The 23,318-nt window shown below is 42.4% G+C and carries 17 protein-coding genes and 2 tRNA genes; 9 read left to right on the top strand and 10 right to left on the bottom strand.

Annotation, left to right across the window (positions count from 1 at the left end):
• Nucleotides 1-3 precede the first annotated feature (3 nt).
• Nucleotides 4-1,257, bottom strand: coding sequence for an NRAMP family divalent metal transporter (locus J0X14_RS10985; protein WP_207097826.1), 1,254 nt, complete (start codon nt 1,255-1,257; stop codon nt 4-6).
• A gap of 87 nt (nt 1,258-1,344) precedes the next feature.
• Here J0X14_RS10985 and J0X14_RS10980 point away from each other — a divergent pair, with 87 nt between their 5' ends.
• From J0X14_RS10980 to J0X14_RS10955, 6 genes are all read left to right on the top strand, one after another.
• Complete coding sequence (locus J0X14_RS10980; RefSeq protein ID WP_207097825.1) at nt 1,345-2,370, top strand: alpha/beta hydrolase; 1,026 nt, start codon at nt 1,345-1,347, stop codon at nt 2,368-2,370.
• Between the two features lie 95 nt (nt 2,371-2,465).
• A complete protein-coding gene (locus J0X14_RS10975) occupies nt 2,466-3,065 on the top strand; it encodes a TetR/AcrR family transcriptional regulator (RefSeq protein ID WP_207097824.1) in 600 nt (199 codons plus the stop codon).
• Between the two features lie 164 nt (nt 3,066-3,229).
• Nucleotides 3,230-5,608, top strand: a complete 2,379-nt coding sequence (locus tag J0X14_RS10970; RefSeq protein WP_207097823.1) for an efflux RND transporter permease subunit — start codon at nt 3,230-3,232, stop codon at nt 5,606-5,608.
• Between the two features lie 27 nt (nt 5,609-5,635).
• On the top strand, nt 5,636-6,418 hold the full coding sequence (locus tag J0X14_RS10965; protein ID WP_207097822.1) for an outer membrane lipoprotein-sorting protein: 783 nt from the start codon (nt 5,636-5,638) through the stop codon (nt 6,416-6,418).
• Nucleotides 6,419-6,538: 120 nt separating this feature from the next.
• Nucleotides 6,539-7,747 carry a hypothetical protein gene (locus J0X14_RS10960; protein ID WP_207097821.1) on the top strand — a complete coding sequence of 403 codons (1,209 nt, stop codon included), beginning with the start codon at nt 6,539-6,541 and terminating at the stop codon, nt 7,745-7,747.
• 135 nt (nt 7,748-7,882) lie between these two features.
• A complete protein-coding gene (locus J0X14_RS10955) occupies nt 7,883-8,827 on the top strand; it encodes a TerC/Alx family metal homeostasis membrane protein (protein ID WP_207097820.1) in 945 nt (314 codons plus the stop codon).
• A 10-nt stretch (nt 8,828-8,837) separates the two neighbouring features.
• On the opposite strand, the gene J0X14_RS10950 is transcribed toward J0X14_RS10955, so the two are convergent.
• From J0X14_RS10950 to J0X14_RS10920, 7 genes are all read right to left on the bottom strand, one after another.
• Nucleotides 8,838-9,896, bottom strand: a complete 1,059-nt coding sequence (locus tag J0X14_RS10950) for a mandelate racemase/muconate lactonizing enzyme family protein (protein WP_207097819.1) — start codon at nt 9,894-9,896, stop codon at nt 8,838-8,840.
• Nucleotides 9,893-10,966, bottom strand: a complete 1,074-nt coding sequence (locus J0X14_RS10945) for a DUF1611 domain-containing protein (protein WP_207097818.1) — start codon at nt 10,964-10,966, stop codon at nt 9,893-9,895. Before J0X14_RS10945 ends, J0X14_RS10950 begins: the two co-directional genes overlap by 4 nt.
• Nucleotides 10,967-10,971: 5 nt before the next feature.
• Nucleotides 10,972-12,033, bottom strand: coding sequence for a pyridoxal-phosphate dependent enzyme (locus J0X14_RS10940; RefSeq protein ID WP_207097817.1), 1,062 nt, complete (start codon nt 12,031-12,033; stop codon nt 10,972-10,974).
• A 112-nt stretch (nt 12,034-12,145) separates the two neighbouring features.
• Nucleotides 12,146-12,230, bottom strand: a tRNA-Leu gene (locus J0X14_RS10935).
• Nucleotides 12,231-12,288: 58 nt separating this feature from the next.
• A tRNA-Gly gene (locus J0X14_RS10930) sits at nt 12,289-12,361 on the bottom strand.
• 115 nt (nt 12,362-12,476) lie between these two features.
• Nucleotides 12,477-13,220, bottom strand: a complete 744-nt coding sequence (locus J0X14_RS10925; RefSeq protein ID WP_207097816.1) for a LytR/AlgR family response regulator transcription factor — start codon at nt 13,218-13,220, stop codon at nt 12,477-12,479.
• Nucleotides 13,205-14,302: a sensor histidine kinase gene (locus tag J0X14_RS10920; RefSeq protein ID WP_207097815.1), complete on the bottom strand. Its 1,098-nt coding sequence runs from the start codon at nt 14,300-14,302 to the stop codon at nt 13,205-13,207. The genes J0X14_RS10925 and J0X14_RS10920 overlap by 16 nt, the downstream gene beginning before the upstream one ends.
• A gap of 211 nt (nt 14,303-14,513) precedes the next feature.
• On the opposite strand from J0X14_RS10920, the gene J0X14_RS10915 reads away from it, so the two are divergent.
• The gene (locus J0X14_RS10915) at nt 14,514-16,961 is read left to right on the top strand and encodes an outer membrane beta-barrel family protein (RefSeq protein WP_207097814.1); all 2,448 of its coding nucleotides are present in this window, start codon (nt 14,514-14,516) and stop codon (nt 16,959-16,961) included.
• Here J0X14_RS10915 and mutS read toward each other — a convergent pair.
• Nucleotides 16,958-19,540 carry a DNA mismatch repair protein MutS gene (gene mutS / locus J0X14_RS10910; RefSeq protein WP_207097813.1) on the bottom strand — a complete coding sequence of 861 codons (2,583 nt, stop codon included), beginning with the start codon at nt 19,538-19,540 and terminating at the stop codon, nt 16,958-16,960. The genes J0X14_RS10915 and mutS overlap by 4 nt on opposite strands.
• Nucleotides 19,541-19,687: 147 nt before the next feature.
• Here mutS and J0X14_RS10905 point away from each other — a divergent pair, with 147 nt between their 5' ends.
• Complete coding sequence (locus J0X14_RS10905; RefSeq protein WP_207097812.1) at nt 19,688-20,227, top strand: RNA methyltransferase; 540 nt, start codon at nt 19,688-19,690, stop codon at nt 20,225-20,227.
• Between the two features lie 115 nt (nt 20,228-20,342).
• Here J0X14_RS10905 and folK read toward each other — a convergent pair whose 3' ends face one another.
• A complete protein-coding gene (gene folK, locus J0X14_RS10900) occupies nt 20,343-21,488 on the bottom strand; it encodes a 2-amino-4-hydroxy-6-hydroxymethyldihydropteridine diphosphokinase (protein WP_207097811.1) in 1,146 nt (381 codons plus the stop codon).
• 69 nt (nt 21,489-21,557) lie between these two features.
• Between folK and sppA the strand changes: the two genes are divergently transcribed.
• Nucleotides 21,558-23,318, top strand: a complete 1,761-nt coding sequence (gene sppA, locus J0X14_RS10895) for a signal peptide peptidase SppA (protein ID WP_207097810.1) — start codon at nt 21,558-21,560, stop codon at nt 23,316-23,318.

Here is a 23,318-nt window from a genome sequence, read left to right as displayed (position 1 = left end):
GAACTAGCTCCAAATCATCCAACAATAATATAAAGCAAACAGCGAGAGGAAGACCATGCCGCACCAAGTGAGGATCTGTAACCCAATTTTTGGCTTATAGGCTTGGGGAATATCCTTGCCCATAACCGTTTTAAGGTTCATCCAACCCAATAAAGGTGCCAATACAAACGAAACAAAGGTGGCCAGACCAACCAGATTGGCCATATTGGCGCTAAAAAGGGTGATGACCAACCAGTTGATTACCGCCATAAAAAGTACTGTTATGGCAAAAGCGTTTTTACTTTTAAAGGACGTTTTTTTAGGAAATAGCTTTTCTAGCACGTCCAAACTTACCCGTGATACAGCATCATGGGCGGTCATACAGGTACTGAACATGGTGGCAAAGGCCGCCACAGCTATGAAAAAATAGGCCCAATCCCCAATATGTACTGTAAATAGGGTAACCAGTTGGTCGGCAAACACCACCGCACTTCCGCTGAGTTCGGTTCCTGTACCGTAGAGCGTCAGCCACCCAATGATCAAAAAGAAAATAGCTAAGATTGCCGTTAAAAAATACCCTACATTAAATTCCTGTAAAGCCAATTTTAAGGAAGGCTTTTCCTTCATGGTCTTTAAATTTTCTATGCTCCACATGCTTACCCAACCCGAAGCTTCAACTGCGGTGGGCATCCAACCAATAAGTCCGATCAAAAAAAGAATACCGACTTCATTGAAAATCTCTGGTCGTTGGTACGATGCTGCATCGGGTACGGGACCTTTTTGAATCACCAATACCGTGGTCACCAAAAGTGCCACAAATAATATGGTGATGACGGCTTTTAACGAGTTTTCCAAAAAACGATATTTTCCAATAATGAGCAACAAGCTGATAAAAACAAAAAGACACAGTGCTACTCCACCTGCACCCATGCTCGAAATTTGGAAAAGGTTCATAAAAAGCCCTGCGGTGACCACATATAGAGCGGCCAAGATGGTAAATGTGGAGATCAAGGTTACAAAAGCATAGATCCACAAGTATGTTTTCCCCAAATTCAGATACCCTTGTATCAAACTTTTTTCAGTGACAGTGGTATATCGCACCCCAAATTCAAAAAAGGGGTACTTCAACAGATTTGCCAATACAATGGGAATGACCATAATCCATCCGTATTGAGCCCCTGCCTTGGTGGACAGTACCAAATGGGAAGTCCCAATGGCCATACTGGCAAAAAGCAAACCAGGACCAAGGACTTTGAGAAGTGCTTTTAATTGTGTCATATAAAGTCAATAGTGCATGGCTCTAAAGTAGTATATTTATGGCAGTCCGTAAAAAAGCTGTAACACAGTAAACCGATAAAAAATATTATGAAGTTGATACTCAAAATTGGAAAAGGTCTATTGCTAGTGTTGGCTGTTTTGGCACTGGTTTACCTATTGGGTCCACAAGTGGAGAAACCCAGTATGGATACTGCTTTGCCACAAGTTCCATCAGATTTGGTCCAATTAGAGAAATGGATCAACGAAAAAGAGGCAGTTTTTACCAATATTAAGCCGGATAACGGAGCTGAAATTATATGGTTTGATAGCATTCCTTCCAAAACCGAGTACAGCATTGTGTATTTGCACGGATGGTCTGCCAGTAGGATGGAAGGTTTTCCACTTCACGAGACCATTGCAAAACAATATGGCTGCAATTTATACCTTCCAAGATTGGCGGGTCATGGCTTGGAAGAAAAGGAAGCCATGCTGGATTTGACCGCAGATGAGGTTTTGGATTCAGCGAAGGAAGCCATCGCCGTGGCCAAACAATTGGGGAATAAAGTAATTGTAATGGCTACCTCAACGGGCGGTACATTGGCCCTGCACTTGGCAGGTGGAGACCCTGATGTCGCGGCCCTCTTGTTGTACTCACCCAATATTGAGATTTATGACAAAAATGCCAAACTGTTGACCGGCCATTGGGGCCTACAATTGGCTAAGGCAGTTAAAAAAAGCGACTATCATGAATTTGAAGCCAGTGCTGAAAAGCAAAAATACTGGACAACCAAGTACCGGGTAGAGGCCTTGACCCATTTACAGGCGTTGGTTGACAACACTATGGTGCCAGAGACCTTCCAGAAAGTGAAGCAACCTGTTTTTATGGGATATTTTTACCGGAACGATTCCATTCAGGATAAGGTGGTATCAGTGCCGGCTATGTTGGACATGTATGAACAATTGGGTACTTCGGAAGATCAAAAAAGAAAAAAGGCCTTTCCGGATGTGGGAGATCATGTAATGACATCGGACATTACCTCAAAAGATCTTCCTGCAGTTCAATTGGAATCCCAAAAGTTTCTTGAGGAAATATTGAATCTACGCCAAATAGAGGGTAGCTTCCCCACTTTATAAGGATTGGGAAAGAAGATGAAAAACCATAAAGAATGTTAAATTTCCCCACTTCTTTTGCATACTAGACGACTGGTCATATATTTGCACTTCATCTTATGGAGCAGAAAACGTTAAAAGGAGAAATTAAGAGTGACATCCTTATTGAAAAGGGGATGGAAATTCTATGGTCCAAAGGGTACAATGCCACCAGTGTCAATGATATTGTTAAAGCTGCTGATGTTCCCAAAGGCTCCTTTTATTTTTATTTTGAAAGCAAGGAAGACTTTACCGTAAAGGCTATTGAAACCTATTTTGAAACCTGCATGGAACCGTTAAAGGAATTGCTTTCGGATACATCAAAGTCTCCAAAAGAACGCCTTTTGGGTTTTCACCAGCAACGGGTGTCCAAGTTAAAAAATGAGCTTGATTGTAAAATGGGATGTTTGGCCTGTAATATTGGCACTGAAATGGCTGAGCACAGTGAAAAAATAAGAAAAGCAATTGTGGTCAAGGAACAGTTGGTTCAAGAGCTTCTTGTGAAGGTAGTGGAAGAGGGACAGGCACAGGGAGAAGTGAATGATAGTCTTAATGCTGCCGATATGGTTGCCTTCTTCGAGGATGCAGGTAAAGGGGTAATGACCACCATGAAGGAATTGCAGAGTAGTTATCCCATAGATAATTACATGAATATGGTGCAAAAAATAATGTTCAAATAATTTTTTTTTAACCAAAATACTAGTTGACTGGTCAATTAAATTAAAGTTAACTAATCATTAATTAATAGTTGACCAGTCAGTTATTAATTAAAAATACGTCACATACAACAAACCGAAATTGTCTAAATAAAAACAACAAACAATTAAACTAAACCTAGAAATAAATGAACGCAATCAAGAAAGCCAAAAATGCAACCAATGCATTTGCCAAGAACTGGGCCAATTTTGTCATCAAGTTTAGATGGCCGGTCCTACTCCTTACCGTTTTGTTGGCCGTAGGGCTGGCATCCCAGGGAAAAATGGAGTTTGATGGGGATTATCATGTGTTTTTCAGTGAATCCAATCCAGAATTGGAAGCCTTTGATGCACTTCAGGAAAAGTACACCAAAGACGATAATATTATTATTGTGCTCGCTCCCAAAAATGGCGATGTCTTTACTAAAGATAATTTGGTCGCCATAGAAGAGTTGACCGCTGAGGCTTGGAACACACCCTATTCCTCTAGGGTGGATGCCGTGACCAACTTTCAGCACACCAGTGCCAATGGTGATGACCTTTACGTGGATGACCTTTCGTACGATTCAGCAAACAAGACAGAGGCCGAAATCAAGGAGATTAGGGAAATAGCCCTGAAAGAACCTTTGTTGATACATAGAATCATCAACGAAGCAGGAAGTGTTACGGCCATCAATATCACAGTTCGTCTCCCTGGGGAAAACAGTGCAGCTGAGATTCCCGAAGTAACCGTGGCCACCCGCGATATGGTCTCGAAATTCAAGGAACAGCATCCAAATTTTGATGTGTATACCACTGGATTGGTTCCATTGAACACCGCTTTTTTTGAATCATCCCAGAAAGACCTAATGCTTACCATGGTTATGTTGCTGATTGTGGTTATAGTGACCTTGGTACTGACACGCAACGCCTTTGCAACCATCGCCACCTTGATCGTGGTACTGTTTTCCATTGTAAGTGCGGTAGGTTTTATCGGTTTGACCGGGATTAAATTGACCCCACCTTCATCCGTTTTTCCTACTATGATATTGACCTTGGCCGTTGCCGATAGTATCCATATCCTTATTACGTACCTCCAAAAAGTACGTAAAGATGGCATGGAAAAAAGAGCGGCCTTGGTGGAATCCATGCGATTGAATTTCATGCCTGTTTTCATCACAAGTTTGACCACTGTTATTGGATTCTTGACCCTGAATTATGGAGATGTGCCCCCATTTTGGGACTTGGGGAACATTGTTGCCTTCGGAATGTGTATGGCCTTCTTGTTTTCAACAACCACTTTGCCAGCGCTTATGGCGATTTTCCCTATCTGGAAATCCAAGAAAGTGGCAGAAAAGAAAGAAGAAAGAATAGGGGGATATGCCAAATTGGGCATGTTCGTGGTAAGACAACCGGTAAAACTCACCTTGATTTCCGTGGGAATCATAGCCATACTCACCTTCTTGGCCACCAAGAATGTGTTCAATGACGAGTTTGTGGAATATTTTGATACTTCGGTACAGTTTAGAAACGATAGTGATTTCATCAACGAAAACCTAACTGGGTTCTACAATGTGGAATTTTCGGTAGGTAGTGGTGAAAGTGGAGGTATCAATAACCCAGAATATCTTCAAAAACTCAACGAATTTGAAGATTGGTTGGAAAAGCAGCCCGAGGTGGTCCACGTGAATGCCTTTAGCGAGGTGGCACGACGGGTGAACCGTTCCATGCATGGTGATAACGAAAGTTACTATAAAGTGCCGGATGATAGGGAAGAGGCAGCACAATACCTTTTGCTCTATGAGTTGTCGTTGCCATTCGGGCTTGACCTCAACAACCAAATCAATGTGGATAAATCCGAATCAAGGGTGACCGTCACCTTGCAGAACAATTCCAGCGCGGAGATGATTGCCTTTGCGGAAAGAGCGGAAAGTTGGTTGCGAAACAATACCCCTGAACCCATGCATGCCCTTGGGGTAAGTCCAACGCTCATGTTCTCCAAACTGGGCTTCCGTCAGGCAGAAAGTATGTTCAAAGGGAATATCATTGCACTCCTCCTCATTTCCTTGGTGCTTATGATTGCCTTGAGGAATGTAAAACTGGGACTGTTGAGCATCATCCCCAATGTGGCTCCCGTTTTAGTTGGATTTGGCCTATGGTACCTCCTGAAAGGAACCATCAACACTGGGATGGTCATTGTTTTTGGAATGACGTTGGGGATTATTGTGGACGATACCGTTCACTTTATGAGCAAATTTTTACGCGCCCGAAGGGAATTGGGATACGATGCCAGAGCGGCCATCATCTATGCCTTTGAAACTGTAGGTAAGGCATTGGTGACCACTACCGTGGTGCTTTTATGCGGTTTTGTGGTTCTTTCCACTTCCTCATTCGCGCTGAACAGCTATATGGCAAGGATTACCGTAATTATCATCATAGCTGCGCTGATTATTGATTTTATTCTACTTCCAGCTCTGTTGGTCTTGGTCAGCAAGGAGAAGGCAACAATTCCGCAAAAATCCCAGACACAAGTACAATTCGATAAATAAATAATAAACACAATTAATTATAGTATCATGAAGAAAATAAATTCTAATATCTCAATATTGATTTTCGGTTTTACACTATCCACAGCTTCGGCACAAACTGCTGAAGAACGTGGGTTGCAAGTGGCTCAAGAAGCTGAAAAGGCGGACGAAGGTTTTGGAAGTTCAGTGGTTGAACTCAAAATGACCTTGAAGAACAAAAATGGGCAGACCAGTGAGCGTTTTTTAACGACCCAAACTTTGGAATTGACAGAGGATGGAGATAAATCCCTCATTGTTTTTGAAAGCCCAAAAGACGTAAAAGGTACGGCTACCTTAACATTTACGCACAAAGTGGGGGCAGATGATCAATGGTTGTACCTTCCTTCCATTAAAAGGGTAAAGCGAATATCTTCCAACAACAAATCCGGTCCTTTTGTGGGGAGCGAATTTGCCTATGAAGACCTTTCATCACAAGAGGTTGAAAAATATGAGTACAAGTTCCTAAAGCAGGAAGGAGATTTGTTGATTGTGGAGCAGGATCCTGTGGACCCTAAATCAGGATACACCCGAAGAATTGCCACATACAACAAGGGTAAAGGGTATCGATTGGAGAAAATAGAGTTTTACGATAGAAAGGATGCCCTTTTAAAGACGCTGACCTATGATGATTACAAACTCTACAAAAACAAGTTTTGGAGGGCATTGACCTTCACTATGGTCAACCATCAAAGTAATAAGGAAACCGTGTTAAAGTTTAGCGAATACGATTTTGGGACTCAACTGTCCGATGAGGATTTTACAGAGGTGGCCTTAAAACGTGCAGGAAGCTAATCAAATAAGTTATCCAGGGCATGTACTCTCTCTTTTTGACAAGTATTTGTGTCTAACAAATGGTGTGCTATGCTTGCCCATGCCCTGGTTTTTTTCTAACAACCTTTACCCCTATTTTACATGCGAAACTTTTTTTTCATTGTAACGGCAATTCTTTTAAGCCATGGCTTTCTATGGGCGCAAAAAGATGAATCCAATAACACTCTTACACATGATTTTGAACTTGAACTGGAAGCGGAGTACCGCTATTTTTTAGAGGAAGCACAATTCCCGGATCAGTTGGATCACTATCCGGCCTTAGCAATTAGGCCAGAGTATTCTTTGGAATGGAATGATGGGTATGAAAGTATCAACTTTACCGGCTTTTTTAGGTTGGACCGTGATGATGAACGTACCCATTGGGATATTCGGGAGCTGTATTACCAAAAAGCCAAGAACAATTGGGAGTTGAGTATTGGCCTCAAAAAAGTGTATTGGGGTGTAGCAGAAAGCAACCATTTGGTGGATATCATTAACCAGACCGATGCTGTGGAAACCTTTGACGGAGAGGAAAAACTGGGGCAGCCCATGGTACAGTTCAATTATATAACCAATGGTTTGGGTACTTTCAGTGTATTCTATCTACCCTATCACAGAAAGCGAACCTTTCCGGGTGAGAAAGGAAGACTGCGGTTTGGAGTGGTTATCGATAAGGATGATATAGGCTATGAAAGCGGCGCCGAAGAATGGCGACAGGATGTTGCCTTGCGCTGGAAGCACTACTTTGGAATCTTTGATGTAGGGCTTTCCCATTTCTACGGAAATGGCCGCGAGCCACTATTTGTGTTTGATGAGTTTGGAAATATCAATCCGTTTTATCCCGTAATCAATCAAACCGGATTGGATTTGCAAATCACCCATGATGCTTTCCTTTGGAAGTTCGAATCCATTTATAGGAATGCCGATGCCCAGGATTTTATCGCTTTGGTCGCAGGGTTGGAATATACCTTCAGTAACATTGATGGAAATGGTTTGGATATAGGTTTGTTAGGGGAGTATCTGTATGATGAAAGGGATGAACTTTCCTTGAATGCCCTACAAAATGATATCTTTTTTGGGAGCAGGTTGGCTTTCAACGACATTCAGGATACTTCAATTTTGATTGGAGGCATATCTGATTTGGAGTCCAGTAGCAAAATTTTCAGTTTGGAAGCTTCAAGACGTTTTGGATCTAATTGGACGGTTGAGGTTGAAGGCAGGATTTTTAGCTCCATCGCCGAAGAGGAATTGATTCTTGGAAACTTTACTGACGATAGCTTTTTACGATTGACCATTTCCAGGTTCTTTTAATTGCATTGTAGCGGATTTGGAAAGGGATTTTTCTCGGAAGTTATAGCTTACTGCTTCCTTAATTATTTCCTAATGATCGTTGCATGTTAAAAGGTTTTTTACAGCTTTGTGGTTCAGTTGTAAAAGCACGTTTCAATGACGGTTTGGATAATTTTTATTTCCGCTGTTGCTCTTTTATTGGCCTTTGATTTGGGTGTTCTCAATAAGAAAGCACATGCAATCTCACTAAAGGAAGCTACGGTTTGGAGTACCTTTTGGATGGCTTTAGGGCTTGGATTCTCAATTGTGGTGTATTTTATCTACAAAAATGGATGGATTGGAAACCCCAATAACCTTACCGCGTGGAATGCCACGATTAAATATATAACAGGGTATCTGGTAGAACTGTCCTTGAGTATGGACAATATTTTTGTGATAGCCGTGATTTTCTCCTCTTTTGCCATTCCAGAGAAATATCAGCATAGAGTACTTTTTTGGGGGATAGTGGGGGCAATCCTATTTCGTATAGGTGCCATTTATCTAGGAGTGGCCCTGCTCAAAAAATTCTTTTGGATCACCTATATTTTTGGTGGATTTCTAGTGTTCACGGCATTGCGGCTTCTGCGGGCCCATCAAAAAGTATTTGACCCCAAAGATTCGCTGGTATTTCGATGGGTGAACATGATCATTCCCGTTTCGCATACCATTGAGTCGCAAAAATTCTTTATCCGTAAAGACAGCGTTTTAATGGCCACACCATTGTTATTGGCCTTGGTGGTGATTGAATTTACAGACATCCTCTTTGCTTTGGACAGTATCCCAGCTGTATTGGGCATTACTTCGGATACATTTTTGGTGTTCAGTTCCAACATTTTGGCGGTTATGGGCCTTCGGTCCATCTATTTCTTTTTGAGCCACATGGTATCCAGATTCAAATATTTAAAATACAGCCTTTCCGCTATTTTGTTCTTTGTTGGGGTGAAGTTGATACTGTCCCATCATGTGGAGCTACCTGAATGGGTTTCCTTGACTTTTATCGCTGTAGCCTTGGCCCTGGGAGTGCTATTTTCACTAAAGAGTCAAGAAGAGGGCAAAAATTGATTGCCGATTACTAACCTTTAAGTCCCAACCCATAATTTTTGCTGGGCTGGAGGATTCCATTCTTTAAATGAAACAAGTCTGAAAAGGGATCATTTTTAAATTCTAAATGACCATCTAAGTCAGCATATTTAATATTGGGTCGAGACAAGGCAAAGTGCAGTCCCGCCGAAATACCTAGGCTACATTCATCCAAGCAGCCCACCATAGCCTCCAAATTGGCGGCTTTGGCCACGGCGTTAACGTGCATTCCCTCTCGAATGCCACCAACCTTCATCAATTTAATGTTCACCATATCTATCCGTTGGTTTTTGGCCAATCGGAAGGCGTCTTTTACAGATTTTAGGCTTTCGTCTGCCATAATTGGGAGGTCAAGCGTGTTTTTCACCTCACCCAGATGCTTGTCAAGTAACGGTTTTGTAGGCTGCTCCAAGATTTCAATGTTTAAATCTTTCACGGCATTATCAAAAGTCACGGTCTCTTCAACCGAATACCCCTGGTTGCCATCAAACCGAAGTTGTATTTTGGGGAACTGTTCCCGTATTTTTTGCAGTTTTTCAATATCCTCTTCCAAGGAAAGCCCTCCCTTTATTTTTAAAATAAAAAACCCTTGCCATACATATTCTTCGGTCAGTTTTAGGGTTTCTTCCAAAGGAAGAATTCCAATGGTAATACTAGTTGCGATTTCATGGCGATATCCACCCAAAAATTGATACAGGGGTACTTGCATTTTCTTGGCGGAAATATCCAAGAGAGCCATATCTACCATGGCCAATGCTGATGATTTTTGGGACAATTGATGCGAAAGTTCCTCCAAAATCTGTGAAACCATAAAAGGATTCCTTCCCTTTAAAAAGGGTATAATTATATTTTGAATAGCTTGCTCAACATCTTCCGGCGATTCATGGGTGACGGTTAAATCAGGTGCCGCACACCCAAATCCAACGATATGTCCATCGGTCTCAATTTTGAGGATAAAATTGGTAGCCTTTGAGATTTCCTCATAAGCAATGGTATACGGTATCAAAAGCTCTAGATCTAACCGCTCATACCCAATATTGGTGATAATCATGGTTTTATCTTGGTTTTAAGCAAATCGATGAGGTCTTGGGCACCATATGCCAAAACATCAAAAGCGGGTAAACCGGTTTCTTCTTCCAAAGCTTTGCAAGCTGGAAGAATTTCAGACGGTTCCATGTTTTCATGGTTGATAGTTATGGCGATTACTTCTTTCCCAGAAATCACTTGAATGGCATTGATTTGTTCTTGTATGGAATGCATTTTGTATCCTGGAAAGCCATCATATTCCAACCGTTTTGGGGCATGTTGAAGAATAACATAATCAGGACGGCCAGCGGCCAAAATCTCAAATCCACCGGGGTAGGCAGGGTTCATTAAACTCCCTTGTCCTTCAATGACAATAACATCCGGCTTTTCGTTGCGATAGGCACTGACCACGGCGTTTTCAATCTCTCCCGATACGAAATCATTGATACAGCTGTCCATGATCATACTGTATTTGGCGCCCTGCATCCAAGCGGTTTGTCCTGTCCCAATCATTTCCGCTTTATATCCGGCATCTCGAAACCCATGGACCATAAACCACGAAGTGGTTCGTTTGCCCAAAGCGGAATCTGTTCCCAAAACAGCTAATTTTAAACAATCCACCTGTTCAATATCACCAGTAAAGAAATGAAGCTTATCCCGGTCCGGGGTTTTCCGAACATCCCTGATTGTACAGTTATTTTCCTTGGCCAGTTGTACCAATTCTGGGTCGTTGGTCAGGAAATCGTGAAGGCCACTATCCACATTCCAGCCCAGTAGCAACGCTTTTTTAATAGTTTCCTTGGCAATTTTTGGCAAACGTCCACCATCTGGTGCGAGTCCAATGACCAAATAATCTGGGGTTAGATTGTTGGTGGATAAGGTTTGGATAGCGTCCTCAATGGTTGAAAATAGGGGAATACCGTTAGGCTTTCCATCCAGTACCATGCCAGCATCCTTACCTGCATACGTGCTGTCCAGAACACCTACTACCTCATAACGTTCGGTAAAACGAACGAGTCCATGGGCCGTTTTTCCGTTGGGCGTATTGAATGCACCTTCGCAATAGACAAGGGCTTTTCCATTAATTTTTTTCATAGGCATTATTTTTTGGCGGTAAGTACCGCAACGAACCGATTGGGTTCAAAATTCATTTTTTCATCCAGTTCTAAAAGAGCAATCAATCCTGCGGTGGAGGCGGGAAGTATTCGAAGCCCTTCTTTTTTGAGCAATAGCGTGCTCATATCCCGCATTTTTTTATCGCTGATGTTGAAAGCTTCCCCATTAGATTGGTTCAAGGCATACAGTGCTTCATCTCCATCAAAACTGTGCCAATTGATGAGCGGTTCATTGTATTTGGTCTCTTTTACTTTTTCGGGTTGAAGGTCCTGACAATGGTCCAACCCTTTTTTAAACGATTGGATAATCGGATTTTTATGGGTGGATGAGGCCGCAATCATTTTTGGAATCTTGGAGGTTTTTCCTCGTTTGTACAGGCTGGCAAACCCTCGATAGATTCCTGCCAAGAGTGTTCCGTTGGATACGGGAACGGCACAGTATTCAGGGGCGTCGCCTAGGTCGTCCACAATTTCAGTGGCGATTTGGGCATAGGAGGCAATCTGTAAGGGCGTGTTGGCTCCACCCGGATTGGCATCGTACCACTCATTTTCCACAGCCATTTCGCTCACCTTGGTTACAACATCTTCGTAACTGCCATCGAGCCTCATGATATTGGCCGAAAGAGATTCCATTTCCTTGATGCGCTCGGTATGGTAGCTGGATGGAATGGCAATAATACATTCCAGCCCTGCCAAATCAGCAGCCAAAGCCACCGCCACGCCATAATTTCCACAGGTAGCCAAGCTAATGGTATCGAACCCACGGCGGAGCGCGTCATATACCTGGGCAAAAGCAATTCGGTCTTTTTGGGTGCCCGAAGGATTGTCCCCTTCATATTTCACATAAAGCTGCCGAATATCAAATTCACGCTCCAAGGATTTGGCTCGGGTCATGGACGTATCGCCCACTTCAATATTGATGATATCCTCAAAACTTTCGAGTCTATCTACCAAAGACTTGCTTTTGTCCTTGACAAAGGCACTGAGCTCCTTGGTTTCAGAAGAGACTTTAAGTTCGGCTGTTTTTACCCCGTCTATTAAGTTCATATAAAATCATGAAATTCGAGTAGACTAAAGGTATTGTTTTATGGCATTTTTTGGAAAGACAATGCTAAAATTATAGAAAAAAGAAAAGCCCTTAAAAATAAGGGCTTTTACGTACTCGAGGCGGGACTTGAACCCGCACGGGCAAAATGCCCACAGGATTTTAAGTCCGGCGTGTCTACCAATTCCACCACTCGAGCGTGTCTGCCGTAGGCATGACAGGACTTAAACAAAAAAACGCTGGCAAGCAGCGTTTTGAGCGAAAAACGGGATTCGAACCCGCGACCTCCACCTTGGCAAGGTGATGCTCTACCAACTGAGCTATTTTCGCATTTTAAAGAACCAACACTTTTTTCGAGTGCGGATGCAAATTTAAAACATTTCTTTAAAATGTAAAGGGTTTTCGGAAAAATATGGATCATCCCCGAATTTCTGTACCATTTGGTTTAGGGTTCCTTTTTTTTCATGATTTTATCCTTGAGTACACGTTCTTGTACTAGTTTCCGATAATTTCGGCTTACGGGGATTTGGTGACCATGTTCCAAAACCAGTTCATGGTTTTCCAAGGTCTGGATTTTGGATATGGGCACAATATAGCTCTTGTGTACCCGCACAAATTCCAATGGGTCCAAATTTTCCTCAACGGTCTTTAACGGCATTAAAGACATATGTTTATCCACAGTGGTCTGGATAAGGACATAGTTTTCCAAGGCCTTTACAAAAAGGATTTCTGTAGGGACTATTTTTTGATATTTACCATCGCATTTTACAAAAAAGTAGGATTCCTCCCCGGGTTTCTCAGTGGTTTCCACAGTACCATTCTTTAATCTGTGGTATTCGGAAGCCTTGCTTATTGCTTTAAAAAACCGATTAAAGGTGATGGGTTTAAGCAGGTAATCCATCACATCGAACGCAAAGCCTTCCAAGGCATAATTGGGATAGGCCGTAGTAATGATGACCATGGGAAGGTCCGAACGTACCTTTAGAAAATCCAAGCCGGTTAAAAAGGGCATTTGAATATCCAAAAATATTAAGTCAATAGCGTGTTGTGCCAACTGCTGGTCCAACTCCAAGGCATTTTCCGAAGTGCAGACCAGTTCCAGGTGGTCCACTACTTGAATGTACTCTTCAAGTATACCCCTGGCCAACGGCTCATCGTCTACAATTATGCACTTTAGTTTTTCTGCCATTCCAATTTCAATATTACGGAAAACCTATCATTTTGGTTTTCAATAGCTAAGGAGTGCGATTCGGGATAGAGCAATTTGAGCCTTCGACTTACGTTTTTGAGCCCAATGCCACTTGACTCCGAGACATCCTTGGAAGGTTGACCATTTACACTTTTACTGTTGATAATGTTCAGTTGCAGTAATCTGTCATTGGCTTCCAACTCCATTTGAATAAAATTTTGCTGCCCTTTTCCCTTGGAAACGTGTTTAAAGGCATTTTCAAGAAAAGGGATAAGGATAAATGGAGCAATGGTTTTTTTTTGGGTAGTATGGTTTTGAATATCAAACTGCATCTTGGTATGCCCTTGATCCAAACGTAATTTTTCCAAATCGATAAAATTCTCAATAAAATCCAACTCCTTGTCCAGCACAATTTTTTCATCATTGCATTCGTAGAGTTGGTACCGAAGCATGTCTGAAAAATTGGCCAAGGATTCCGAAGCCAAATCTGGGTTTTTATGGATAAGTGCAAAAATAGAATTGATGGTGTTAAACAAAAAATGGGGATTGATTTGCGATTTAAGGTACTTGAGCTCAGTTTCCAGATGCTCTTTTTCCAACCGAAGCCTCTTTTTTTCGGTTTGAAGCCAATTCTTACCCAATTTAATGCTCATGGCCAAGGTCATACTGGCCACGGTTGAAGGGAGTGCCCAAACAAAATAGATTTTGGAAACCTGATTGGGATACACCCCGAAGAGTTCAAACAAGGTTTTTCCTGAGGTCAAGGTGGCAAAAAAATAACCACTGGTAATAAAAGCATTGCAGACCAAGATTGTTCCCAGAACTGCCAAAGCATAACTAAAATAGCGCCCGACATACAACAGTTTCGGAATAAGATAATAGAGGTTAAAGTAGACCCCAATAAGCTGAAAAATTACATAGAAATAGAATTTGGGTGAGGAATCACTGTATCGTAAATAGTCATACACTTCTGAAAGACTCCCAATATTGATGGTGAGCCACACCAAATGATATCCCAACCAAAAGGGGATATGATAGAGCTTATATTTTAATACAAAATCCTTAAAACGGTCGTAATTCATCAAAAAAATCATGCAATAACAGTACAAGTTATTGTTTTTGCCGATGGGTCCGCGGCAAATTGACGTTCGGTCCTAAATAATTGATAAGTGACCTGATTTTCCACAGAAAATGGTTTTTGACCCATTGTCAATCTTTTGGAACCCAATGTCAATATCATTTTAGTTAGGGTTGAAAGCAAACTTCATTTGGAAGAACATTCAAACAATCCAAATGAAAAAAACGAAAGCCCAACTGTTTCTCTTTCTACTCTTTGGAATGGGAATGACCTTTGTTCATGGGCAGATTCAAGGTAAAATAATGGGCATTAATGGTGAACCAGTACCTTTTGCCAATGTATTACTCTACCAAGCGGTGGATACCACTTTGGTTACAGGGACTATTACTGATGATGATGGCAATTTTTCCCTACTTCCCGAAAAAGAAGGTGATTTTTTGGTTCGGATAAGCAATCTAGGCTATGCTGACCGATATGAGGGGCCTATTTTAATGAGCACAGCATCTGATAAACATAATTTAGGAACGTTGGTTCTTAATGAGGCGTTCAACGAGTTGGATGAGGTGGTTTTGGCCGCAAAGAAAAATATTATTCAGCGTACCCTGGAGGGACAGGTAATCAATGTGCAGAGCAGTGTTATGACCAAGGGGAGCAATGCGTTGCAAGTTTTGGAGCGATTGCCCGGAGTGATTCTAGATCGACGGAACAACCAATTTGCCTTGAATGGGCAGAGTGGGGTGACGGTAATGTTCAACGGGCGAAGAATGCCTTTGTCCATGGAAGATGTTATGGCCCTTTTGGAAAGCACATTGGCCGATAACATCGAAAAAGTGGAACTGATTACCTCACCCACGGCCAAATATGATGCTGATGGTGGGGCAGGTATCATCAATATTGTGTTCAAAAATGATGTGGATACTGGCGACCAACTCAATTTTAGCGGAAGTCTGGGATATGGCTACCAAGAAAAAGCAAGTACCTCCTTGAACTATGCACATGGCAGGAAAAATTTTCGGTTTAATCTGGGATATTCCGTATTCCATGACCATGGTAAAAACGGTTTTGAAGGTTCGGGCACCAGTAACAGTCCTATTTTTGATGCCTTCAGTCAAACCGATTTTTCTACCTATTTTGATTACAGCAACAATGCCCACAATATTAATTTAAGTTCGGGGTATCAGTTGAGTTCCAATACGGAGATAGGAGGGGAGCTAACCCTCTCTTTGGCAAAAAATCATTCCACATCCGATGTGAATAACCGGAGAACCATTGAAGGACAGGATTTTTTTAGATCGCATTTGGTTACCTCGGGAACCACCCAAAAAAACAATCTCATCTCATCGCTTTATGTGACCCGGAAGTTTTCTGAACGCTCAAACATCAATGTGGATATCGGGTACCTCACCTATAAAAATGACAGTCCCGCCTTAACCCAAAGTGAGTATTTTGATGCCAATGACGACCCTGTCGTTCCAGAAAATGAGGTTTTTACAGATGGGAACCGGGGTACTAGTGAATCTACCATCCGTTTGGGCGTGGCAAAAGTGGATTATGCGCTAAAGATGAGCGAGAATTTCGAGACTGAATTTGGGGTTAAGGGTAGCTATTCCAACAATACCAATGACAGTAAAATTGAAACCAATTATGATGGGGTTTGGGAAGTGGACCCCCGTTCCCAAAGTCGTATTGAGAGCGAGGAAAAATTGTGGGCAGCCTATGGACAGTTTCGACTTGCATTGGGTGAAAAATCAAAAGTCAATGCGGGTCTACGGTATGAAGATTGGAAACGTACTTTGACCACATCGGAGGATGACTTTGTCATTCAGCAGTTTTTTCCTTCATTTTCGTATCAGTATGCCCTGACTGAAAATCAAAATGTAAACTTTAATTATCATAGGCGTATCAGCAGGCCAGCTTATTCCGATTTGGTCACCAGTCTCTACTACAATGATCCCACGGCGATTTTTACGGGGAATCCGCTGTTGAAGCCTAGCATCATCAACACCGTACAGTTGGAATATGTGAGAAATGGTTTTAGCGTGGGACTGTCCTATCAAAAAGAGACTAATCCGATTATTCGGTACCAATTGACTTCCACGCCGCAGAACGATATCTTGGTGGTGTCGCCCCAAAATGCGGATTACCAAAAAAGTTTGAACTTGTTCTTGAACTTTCCGGTGCAATGGGCTCATTGGGCCAAGCTGAATCTGTCCACAACTTCGGCCATTCGTGATTATCACATTTCGTACAATCCTGAACCCAGAGGAAAAACCTATTTCTATCAAAGCCTGAATTTTACACAAACCTTTCAACTACCCTGGGAAATGGACATAGAATTTTCGGGATGGTACAATTTTGATCATTACAACGGCACCAACTTCACCCAAGGCTTTGGAATGGTCAATTTTGGATTGTCCAAACAGTTCAAAAAGAATTGGGGGACGTTGCAGTTTAGTGTTACAGACTTATTTAAGTCGTTGGATATTGATACGCACATCAGCGGGATGGCCCCCATTGTTTTTAATATTGATACCCGTTCGCGATACCGCGATGAATCGGCTTTCACCCGAATTTTTAGAATCACCTATTCCCGAAGTTTTGGTGGAAACGGAAACAAGTCCTCCCGTAATTTGGAGAAAGAAGAGTTTCGTCGGGTGGATTAGGAGGTCGCTTTTTTCTTTTTGCTCAACAAGCGTTTGATTTCGTTGAGTTTCATCAAAGCCTCCACTGGAGTGAGGGTGTCGATGTCCAAATGCAGGATTTCCTCTTTGATTTCTTCCAGCAATGGGTCATCCAGATTAAAGAAGCTAAGCTGCATTTCGTTTTGGGACGACTGTAATTTGTCCGTCATCTCCTCGCTAGAATGGGATTTCTCCAGTTTTTTTAGGATTTTATTGGCTTTTTGAACGACCTGTTGGGGCATTCCGGCCATTTTGGCCACATGGATTCCGAAACTGTGCTCACTGCCACCCGGAACTAACTTCCGTAGGAAAAGCACATTATCTTCCAACTCCTTTACCGAAACATTGTAGTTTTTAATCCGCGGAAAAGTGGTGGTCATTTCATTGAGCTCATGGTAATGCGTTGCAAAGAGCGTTTTGGCTCGTGCCGGGTGTTCATGAAGGTATTCCGAAATGGCCCAAGCGATGGAAATCCCATCATAGGTGCTGGTGCCACGGCCAATTTCATCCAGTAATACTAAACTACGTTCGGAAAGGTTGTTGAGAATGGAAGCTGTTTCGTTCATTTCAACCATAAAAGTGGATTCCCCCATGGAAATGTTATCGCTGGCCCCAACGCGGGTAAAAATCTTGTCCACCACACCAATTTTGGCTTCTGATGCAGGAACAAAACTTCCCATTTGGGCCAAAAGGACAATAAGAGCCGTTTGCCGTAACAAAGCCGATTTACCACTCATATTGGGTCCTGTGATCATGATGATCTGCTGTTCCTCTCGGTTCAGGAGGACATCATTGGTCACGTAACTTTCCCCTAACGGCAATTGCTTTTCAATTACTGGGTGCCGCCCTTCTTTGATGTCCAATTGGGTGGATTCCTCCATTAAAGGTTCCACGTAGTGGTTTTCTTTTGCAAGCTGGGCAAATCCGCAGAGGCAGTCCAATTGGGCAACGAGGTGGGCATTTTGTTGTACGGGTGCGATATATTCCTGCATCCAGACCAATAACTGCTCAAACAATTGTTGTTCCAAAAGGTGAATGCGTTCCTCAGCACCCAAGATTTTGGCCTCATATTCCTTGAGCTCTTCCGTTATATAGCGTTCTGCATTGACCAAAGTCTGCTTTCGAATCCAAGTGTCGGGAACTTTGTCTTTATGGGTGTTGCGCACTTCAATATAATAGCCGAACACATTATTGGATGCAATTTTGAGCGAGGTGATACCAGTAATTTCAGTTTCGCGCTCCAGCATTTTATCCAGATAATCCTTCCCGGAAAAGGCGAGGTTGCGGAGTTCATCCAATTCCTCAGAGTAGCCCTCCGCAATGGTATTGCCCTTGGCAAGGTTGACCGGAGCTTCCTCGTTCAGTGTTTCTTTGATTTTATTTCGAAGGGTATCACAAGCATCCAATCGCTCTCCAATGGATTGTAGCGAAGCATTGGAACTTTCCTGAGCCAATTGCTTAATGGGAACTATCGCTTCCAGTGAATTTTTAAGCTGAATGACTTCCTTCGGGTTGATTTTACCCGTGGCTAATTTGGAGATGAGTCGCTCCAGATCGCCCATTTGCTTGATCCAATGTTGGGTCTTTTCCAACTGTTCGGTTGTATCCTTCAAATAGGAAACCACCTGATGGCGCTGCTGGATTTTCTCAATATTTTTTAGCGGAAGGGCCAACCAACGTTTCAACAGTCGCCCACCCATGGGTGATAAGGTATTGTCAATAATGTCAAGCAGGGTCACCGCATTTTGGTGCGGGGAATGGTACAGTTCCAGATTGCGGATGGTAAATCGGTCCATCCAAACATATTCCTCTTCCGCAATACGTTGAATTGTGTTGATATGTTGCAGTCGGCTGTGCTGCGTTTCGGACAGATAATGCAGCACCGCTCCAGAGGCAATAATACCATGCACCAAATGTTCAATGCCGAAACCCTTAAGGGTTTTGGTGCCAAAATGGTTGTTCAGGCTTTCATTGGCATAGTCCTCTTGAAAAATCCAATCTTCCAAAAAGAAACTATGGAATTGGTTGCCAAAAAGCTCAACAAACTCTTTTCGATGGCTTTTGGAGACCAAGACCTCATTCGGGCCAAAATTTTGGAGCAGCTTATCGATTTGCTCCGAAGAGCCTTCCGAAGTGAGGAATTCACCCGTGGAAATGTCCAAAAAGGAAATTCCCAGTTTATTTCGTCCAAAATGGACAGCACAGAGAAAGTTATTGCTCTTGGCAGAAAGGATATCATCATTAAGGGCTACCCCCGGTGTAACGAGTTCCGTAACGCCACGCTTTACGATACTTTTTGTCTGTTTGGGGTCTTCCAACTGGTCGCAAATGGCCACCCGCTGTCCCGCTTTCACCAATTTGGGCAAATAGGTGTTGAGGGAGTGGTGTGGGAATCCCGCCAGTTCGGTCTTATCACCACCATTGTTTCGGTGGGTAAGGATAATGCCCAAAATCTTGGCCGCCTTGATGGCATCGTCCCCGAAGGTTTCGTAAAAATCACCAACACGGAACAACAACAAAGCATCAGGATGTTTGGTCTTGATGGCATTGTACTGTTGCATCAACGGGGTTACCTTCTTTGTCTTTTTATTGGCTGCCAAAGTATTTTATTCTTTTACTTTTGTCCCAAAATGGGAGGAAGACGAATATATTGTTTTCCCCATACACGCAGAACGATTGTTGATATTTTAGGCCTAATGGTTAAAAAAATGAACCGGAAACTGGAAAACAGCGAATTGGAACGATTGGATGTGGAAGCATTCAAGCAAATGGATAAATCACCCATTATCGTCATTTTGGACAATATTCGCAGTCTCAACAACATTGGTTCCGTGTTCCGTACCGCAGATGCTTTTCTAATCCAAAAAATCTATCTCTGTGGCATTACGGCCACCCCACCGCATAAAGATATTCGAAAAACGGCTTTGGGTGCCACGGAAAGTGTGGAATGGGAATACAGAAAAGACACCTTGGAACTTGTTGAGGAATTAAAACTGTCCGGTATTCGAACCGTTTCTGTGGAACAGGCTGAAAACGCCATTATGCTCAATGATTTTAAGGTTGATCCCAAAGAAACTGTAGCCTTAATTTTTGGGAATGAAGTAAAAGGCGTTTCCCAAGAAGTGGTTTCAGCCAGTGATGCGGTTGTGGAAATTCCACAGTTTGGGACCAAACATTCGTTGAATATCTCGGTAAGTGCAGGTGTAGTGGTATGGGATATCTGGACAAAATGTAACCCCAAAAACTAAAAAAGCCCTGTAAAAACAGGGCTGGATATATAGTTTGAGTTAGTTAGTTCCTCGATTAGAGGGCTCTAATAAAATAAAACCATTCGTTATATCCAAACATTTTGTAAAAATTCTCTTAAAAATCTGCCAAAATAATGTTGTCTTCCAGCTGCTCCAAAATGGTTTCATAATCGGAAGAATTGTTTACAAAATCTAACTCGCTCATATCCAAAATTATACTGTTTTGCTCGGGATGGTCCTTGATGAAATCCAGATAACCTCGGTTTATTTTCTCCAAATATTCGGGGGGTATTTTCTGCTCATAATCCCGTCCACGTTTCTTAATATTTTGCAACAACCGCTCTGTATTTTGATAGAGATAGAGATAAATTTCAGGCTTTTTTACCTCTTTGTACATAAAATCAAAGACTTTTCGGTACAAATTAAACTCATCGTTCTGTAGAGTGATTTTGGCAAAAATGAGCGATTTAAAAATGTCATAATCACTCACCATAAAGTTTTTGAACAGGTCAAATTGGGAGGTGTCATCCGTAAATTGTTGGTAGCGGTCTGCCAAAAAGGACATTTCCAACGGAAATGCATAGCGGGACTGGTCGGCATAGAATTTAGGTAGAAACGGGTTATCTGCAAAACGCTCCAAAACCAATTTGGCATTAAACTCTTCGGCAATCATTTTGGACAAGGTGGTCTTCCCGGCACCAATGTTGCCCTCAATGGCAATAAACTGTAATTTGGCAAAAAGCCCGGACCGATTTCGGAACAGTTTCAGTTTGGTCTTCCGCATTTTGCTACGGTCCCTACATTCCTGCAGCAAGTTTCGTATGTCCTTTTGAAGTATGGGATGATACAACTGTGGTGCAATATTGGACAAAGGCTTCAGCACAAAGTTCCGATGTTGTATTTGGGGATGGGGAACCTTCAAGTGGGGCAGGTCAATAATTTCTTTCCCATAGAAGATAATGTCAATATCCAAGGTACGGGATTTGTACCCTTCACTTCCAGAGCGATCTCTGCCAAAATGCAGCTCAATTTCCAAAATGGCATCCAGTAAATCTGTTGGGGAGAGTTTAGTCAAGGTAGCCAAACAGATGTTGAGAAAATCATCTCCTTCAAACCCCATCGCTGGATTCTCATATACGTTGGATACAGCCAAAACCTTGCCCACCTTTTTTTCAATACGAAAAATGGCCTTTTGGAGGGTGGCATGCCGATTTCCCAAATTGCTGCCCAGCGAAAGATATACGTGTTGAGATTGGCCCATAATGAAAAGGACAAAGTAACAAAACAATGCAACAATGGTTATCTTTGACGCGGAATAAATTTTTATCGAATGAACTTTTTGAGAAACCTTTTGGCTTCCATTTTAGGAAGTTTAATGGCCTTTGGAATACTGGTGGGCATGTTCTTTATTTTCATCGCCTTGGTGAGCAATGTGGATGATGGTGTAGTGGTAAAGCGCAATTCCATTTTGGAGTTTGGCTTTATGGCCCCAGTTGTGGACTATACGGGCAAGGATGATACCGATCCCTTTTTGGGGTTGTGGAACAACGAGGTTGGTTTGGATGAAATTGTGCATGCCATTAGAGTGGCCAAAGAGGATTCAAACATTGAAGGCATTAGCCTGACCACAAATTTCTTGCAAGCAGGGATAGCACAAACCCGAGAGATACGGGAAGCTTTGTTGGATTTTAAGTCCTCTGGTAAATTTGTCTATGCCTATTCCGATTATTATTCCCAAAAGGACTATTATCTGGCCAGTGTGGCCGATGAGGTCTACCTAAACCCTGTTGGGGCTATGGATTTTAAAGGGCTTTCCACAGAAATACTCTATTTTAAAGATCTTCAGGAAAAGACAGGAGTGAAAATGGAAGTGGTTCGCCATGGCAAATATAAAAGTGCGGTGGAACCGTTTCTTTCCAATACCATGAGTGCCGAAAACCGCTTGCAGATTCAAGAACTGATTTCCTCCATTTGGAATGTTATTGTGGACGATGTTTCTGCATCTAGAAACATAACTCCTGAAGATTTGAACGTGATAGCCGATACCCTCGGTGCACGCACCCCAAAATATGCGACAGCTTCTGGGCTTGTGGATGGAAACTTGCATTTTGATGAGTATGAAGACCTGCTTCGCGAAAAAGTATATATCGGTCAAGATGAAGATCTTAATTACATCAGGTTTGAGGACTATGCCCTAACCGCCAATCGCAAACGAATTTATACTGGAGTAGATAAAATTGCTGTGATCTATGCCCAGGGGGAGATTTTTTATGGCGAGGGTGGCAAGGATTATATCGGACAAGGTCTTATAGTGGATGCTTTGCGAAAAGCAAAGGACAATGAAAGCGTAAAAGCCATTGTGTTTCGGGTGGATTCTCCCGGGGGAAGTGCTCTGGTTTCGGATATCATCTGGCGTGAAATGGAATTGGTCAAAGAAAAGAAACCGGTGGTGGTTTCCTTTGGAAATGTGGCGGCATCCGGAGGCTATTATATTGGGGTAGGAGGAGATAAAATCTTTGCAGAGCCAACCACCATTACGGGATCTATTGGCGTTTTTGGTACCATTCCCAATGTCAATGAACTGGCTGGAAACATCGGTATCAATGCCGAGCAAGTGGGCACCAACAAGAATTCTGTGGATTACTCTTTATTTGAACCCATGAGTGATACTTTTAGGAATACCATTGAGGAAGGCATTGAAGATACCTACCAAACCTTTTTGGAACGCGTGGCCGCTGGAAGAAACATGAGTGTTGACCAAGTAGATGCCCTTGCCCAAGGTAGGGTATGGAGTGGCGTGGATGCCCAGGCCAATGGCTTGGTGGATGAACTGGGTACTTTGGACGATGCAATTACTGCCGCTGCGGAAATGGCTGGTTTGGATGGATATGGTATTCGAAAATACCCTAAATACAAGTCAGACTTTGAACGGTTTATGGAAAATTTGGGCGGCGTGAAATCTAAAATAGGAGAGGAGGCCATCAAAGAACAGATAGGAGCTGAAGCCTATCAGTTGTTCTCCGAGTTCAAACAACTTTCCAAACAAAAAGGGATCCAGGCCAAGATGCCCTTCAGCTTAAACATTAAATAA

It is taken from the genome of Allomuricauda sp. CAU 1633 (assembly GCF_017313225.1).
Classification (GTDB): domain Bacteria; phylum Bacteroidota; class Bacteroidia; order Flavobacteriales; family Flavobacteriaceae; genus Flagellimonas.
The sequence above is the reverse complement of the archived record's forward strand: the minus strand, read 5'-3'. Positions and strand labels throughout refer to the sequence as shown.

Bases quoted from the DNA above. Each gene is read 5' to 3' on its own strand.
- J0X14_RS10985 (WP_207097826.1), bottom strand. From the start codon at position 1,257: ATGACACAATTAAAAGCACTTCTCAAAGTCCTTGGTCCTGGTTTGCTT.
- J0X14_RS10980 (WP_207097825.1), top strand. From the start codon at position 1,345: ATGAAGTTGATACTCAAAATTGGAAAAGGTCTATTGCTAGTGTTGGCT.
- J0X14_RS10975 (WP_207097824.1), top strand. From the start codon at position 2,466: ATGGAGCAGAAAACGTTAAAAGGAGAAATTAAGAGTGACATCCTTATT.
- J0X14_RS10970 (WP_207097823.1), top strand. From the start codon at position 3,230: ATGAACGCAATCAAGAAAGCCAAAAATGCAACCAATGCATTTGCCAAG.
- J0X14_RS10965 (WP_207097822.1), top strand. From the start codon at position 5,636: ATGAAGAAAATAAATTCTAATATCTCAATATTGATTTTCGGTTTTACA.
- J0X14_RS10960 (WP_207097821.1), top strand. From the start codon at position 6,539: ATGCGAAACTTTTTTTTCATTGTAACGGCAATTCTTTTAAGCCATGGC.
- J0X14_RS10955 (WP_207097820.1), top strand. From the start codon at position 7,883: ATGACGGTTTGGATAATTTTTATTTCCGCTGTTGCTCTTTTATTGGCC.
- J0X14_RS10950 (WP_207097819.1), bottom strand. From the start codon at position 9,896: ATGATTATCACCAATATTGGGTATGAGCGGTTAGATCTAGAGCTTTTG.
- J0X14_RS10945 (WP_207097818.1), bottom strand. From the start codon at position 10,966: ATGAAAAAAATTAATGGAAAAGCCCTTGTCTATTGCGAAGGTGCATTC.
- J0X14_RS10940 (WP_207097817.1), bottom strand. From the start codon at position 12,033: ATGAACTTAATAGACGGGGTAAAAACAGCCGAACTTAAAGTCTCTTCT.
- J0X14_RS10925 (WP_207097816.1), bottom strand. From the start codon at position 13,220: ATGGCAGAAAAACTAAAGTGCATAATTGTAGACGATGAGCCGTTGGCC.
- J0X14_RS10920 (WP_207097815.1), bottom strand. From the start codon at position 14,302: ATGAATTACGACCGTTTTAAGGATTTTGTATTAAAATATAAGCTCTAT.
- J0X14_RS10915 (WP_207097814.1), top strand. From the start codon at position 14,514: ATGAAAAAAACGAAAGCCCAACTGTTTCTCTTTCTACTCTTTGGAATG.
- mutS (WP_207097813.1), bottom strand. From the start codon at position 19,540: ATGCAACAGTACAATGCCATCAAGACCAAACATCCTGATGCTTTGTTG.
- J0X14_RS10905 (WP_207097812.1), top strand. From the start codon at position 19,688: ATGAACCGGAAACTGGAAAACAGCGAATTGGAACGATTGGATGTGGAA.
- folK (WP_207097811.1), bottom strand. From the start codon at position 21,488: ATGGGCCAATCTCAACACGTATATCTTTCGCTGGGCAGCAATTTGGGA.
- sppA (WP_207097810.1), top strand. From the start codon at position 21,558: ATGAACTTTTTGAGAAACCTTTTGGCTTCCATTTTAGGAAGTTTAATG.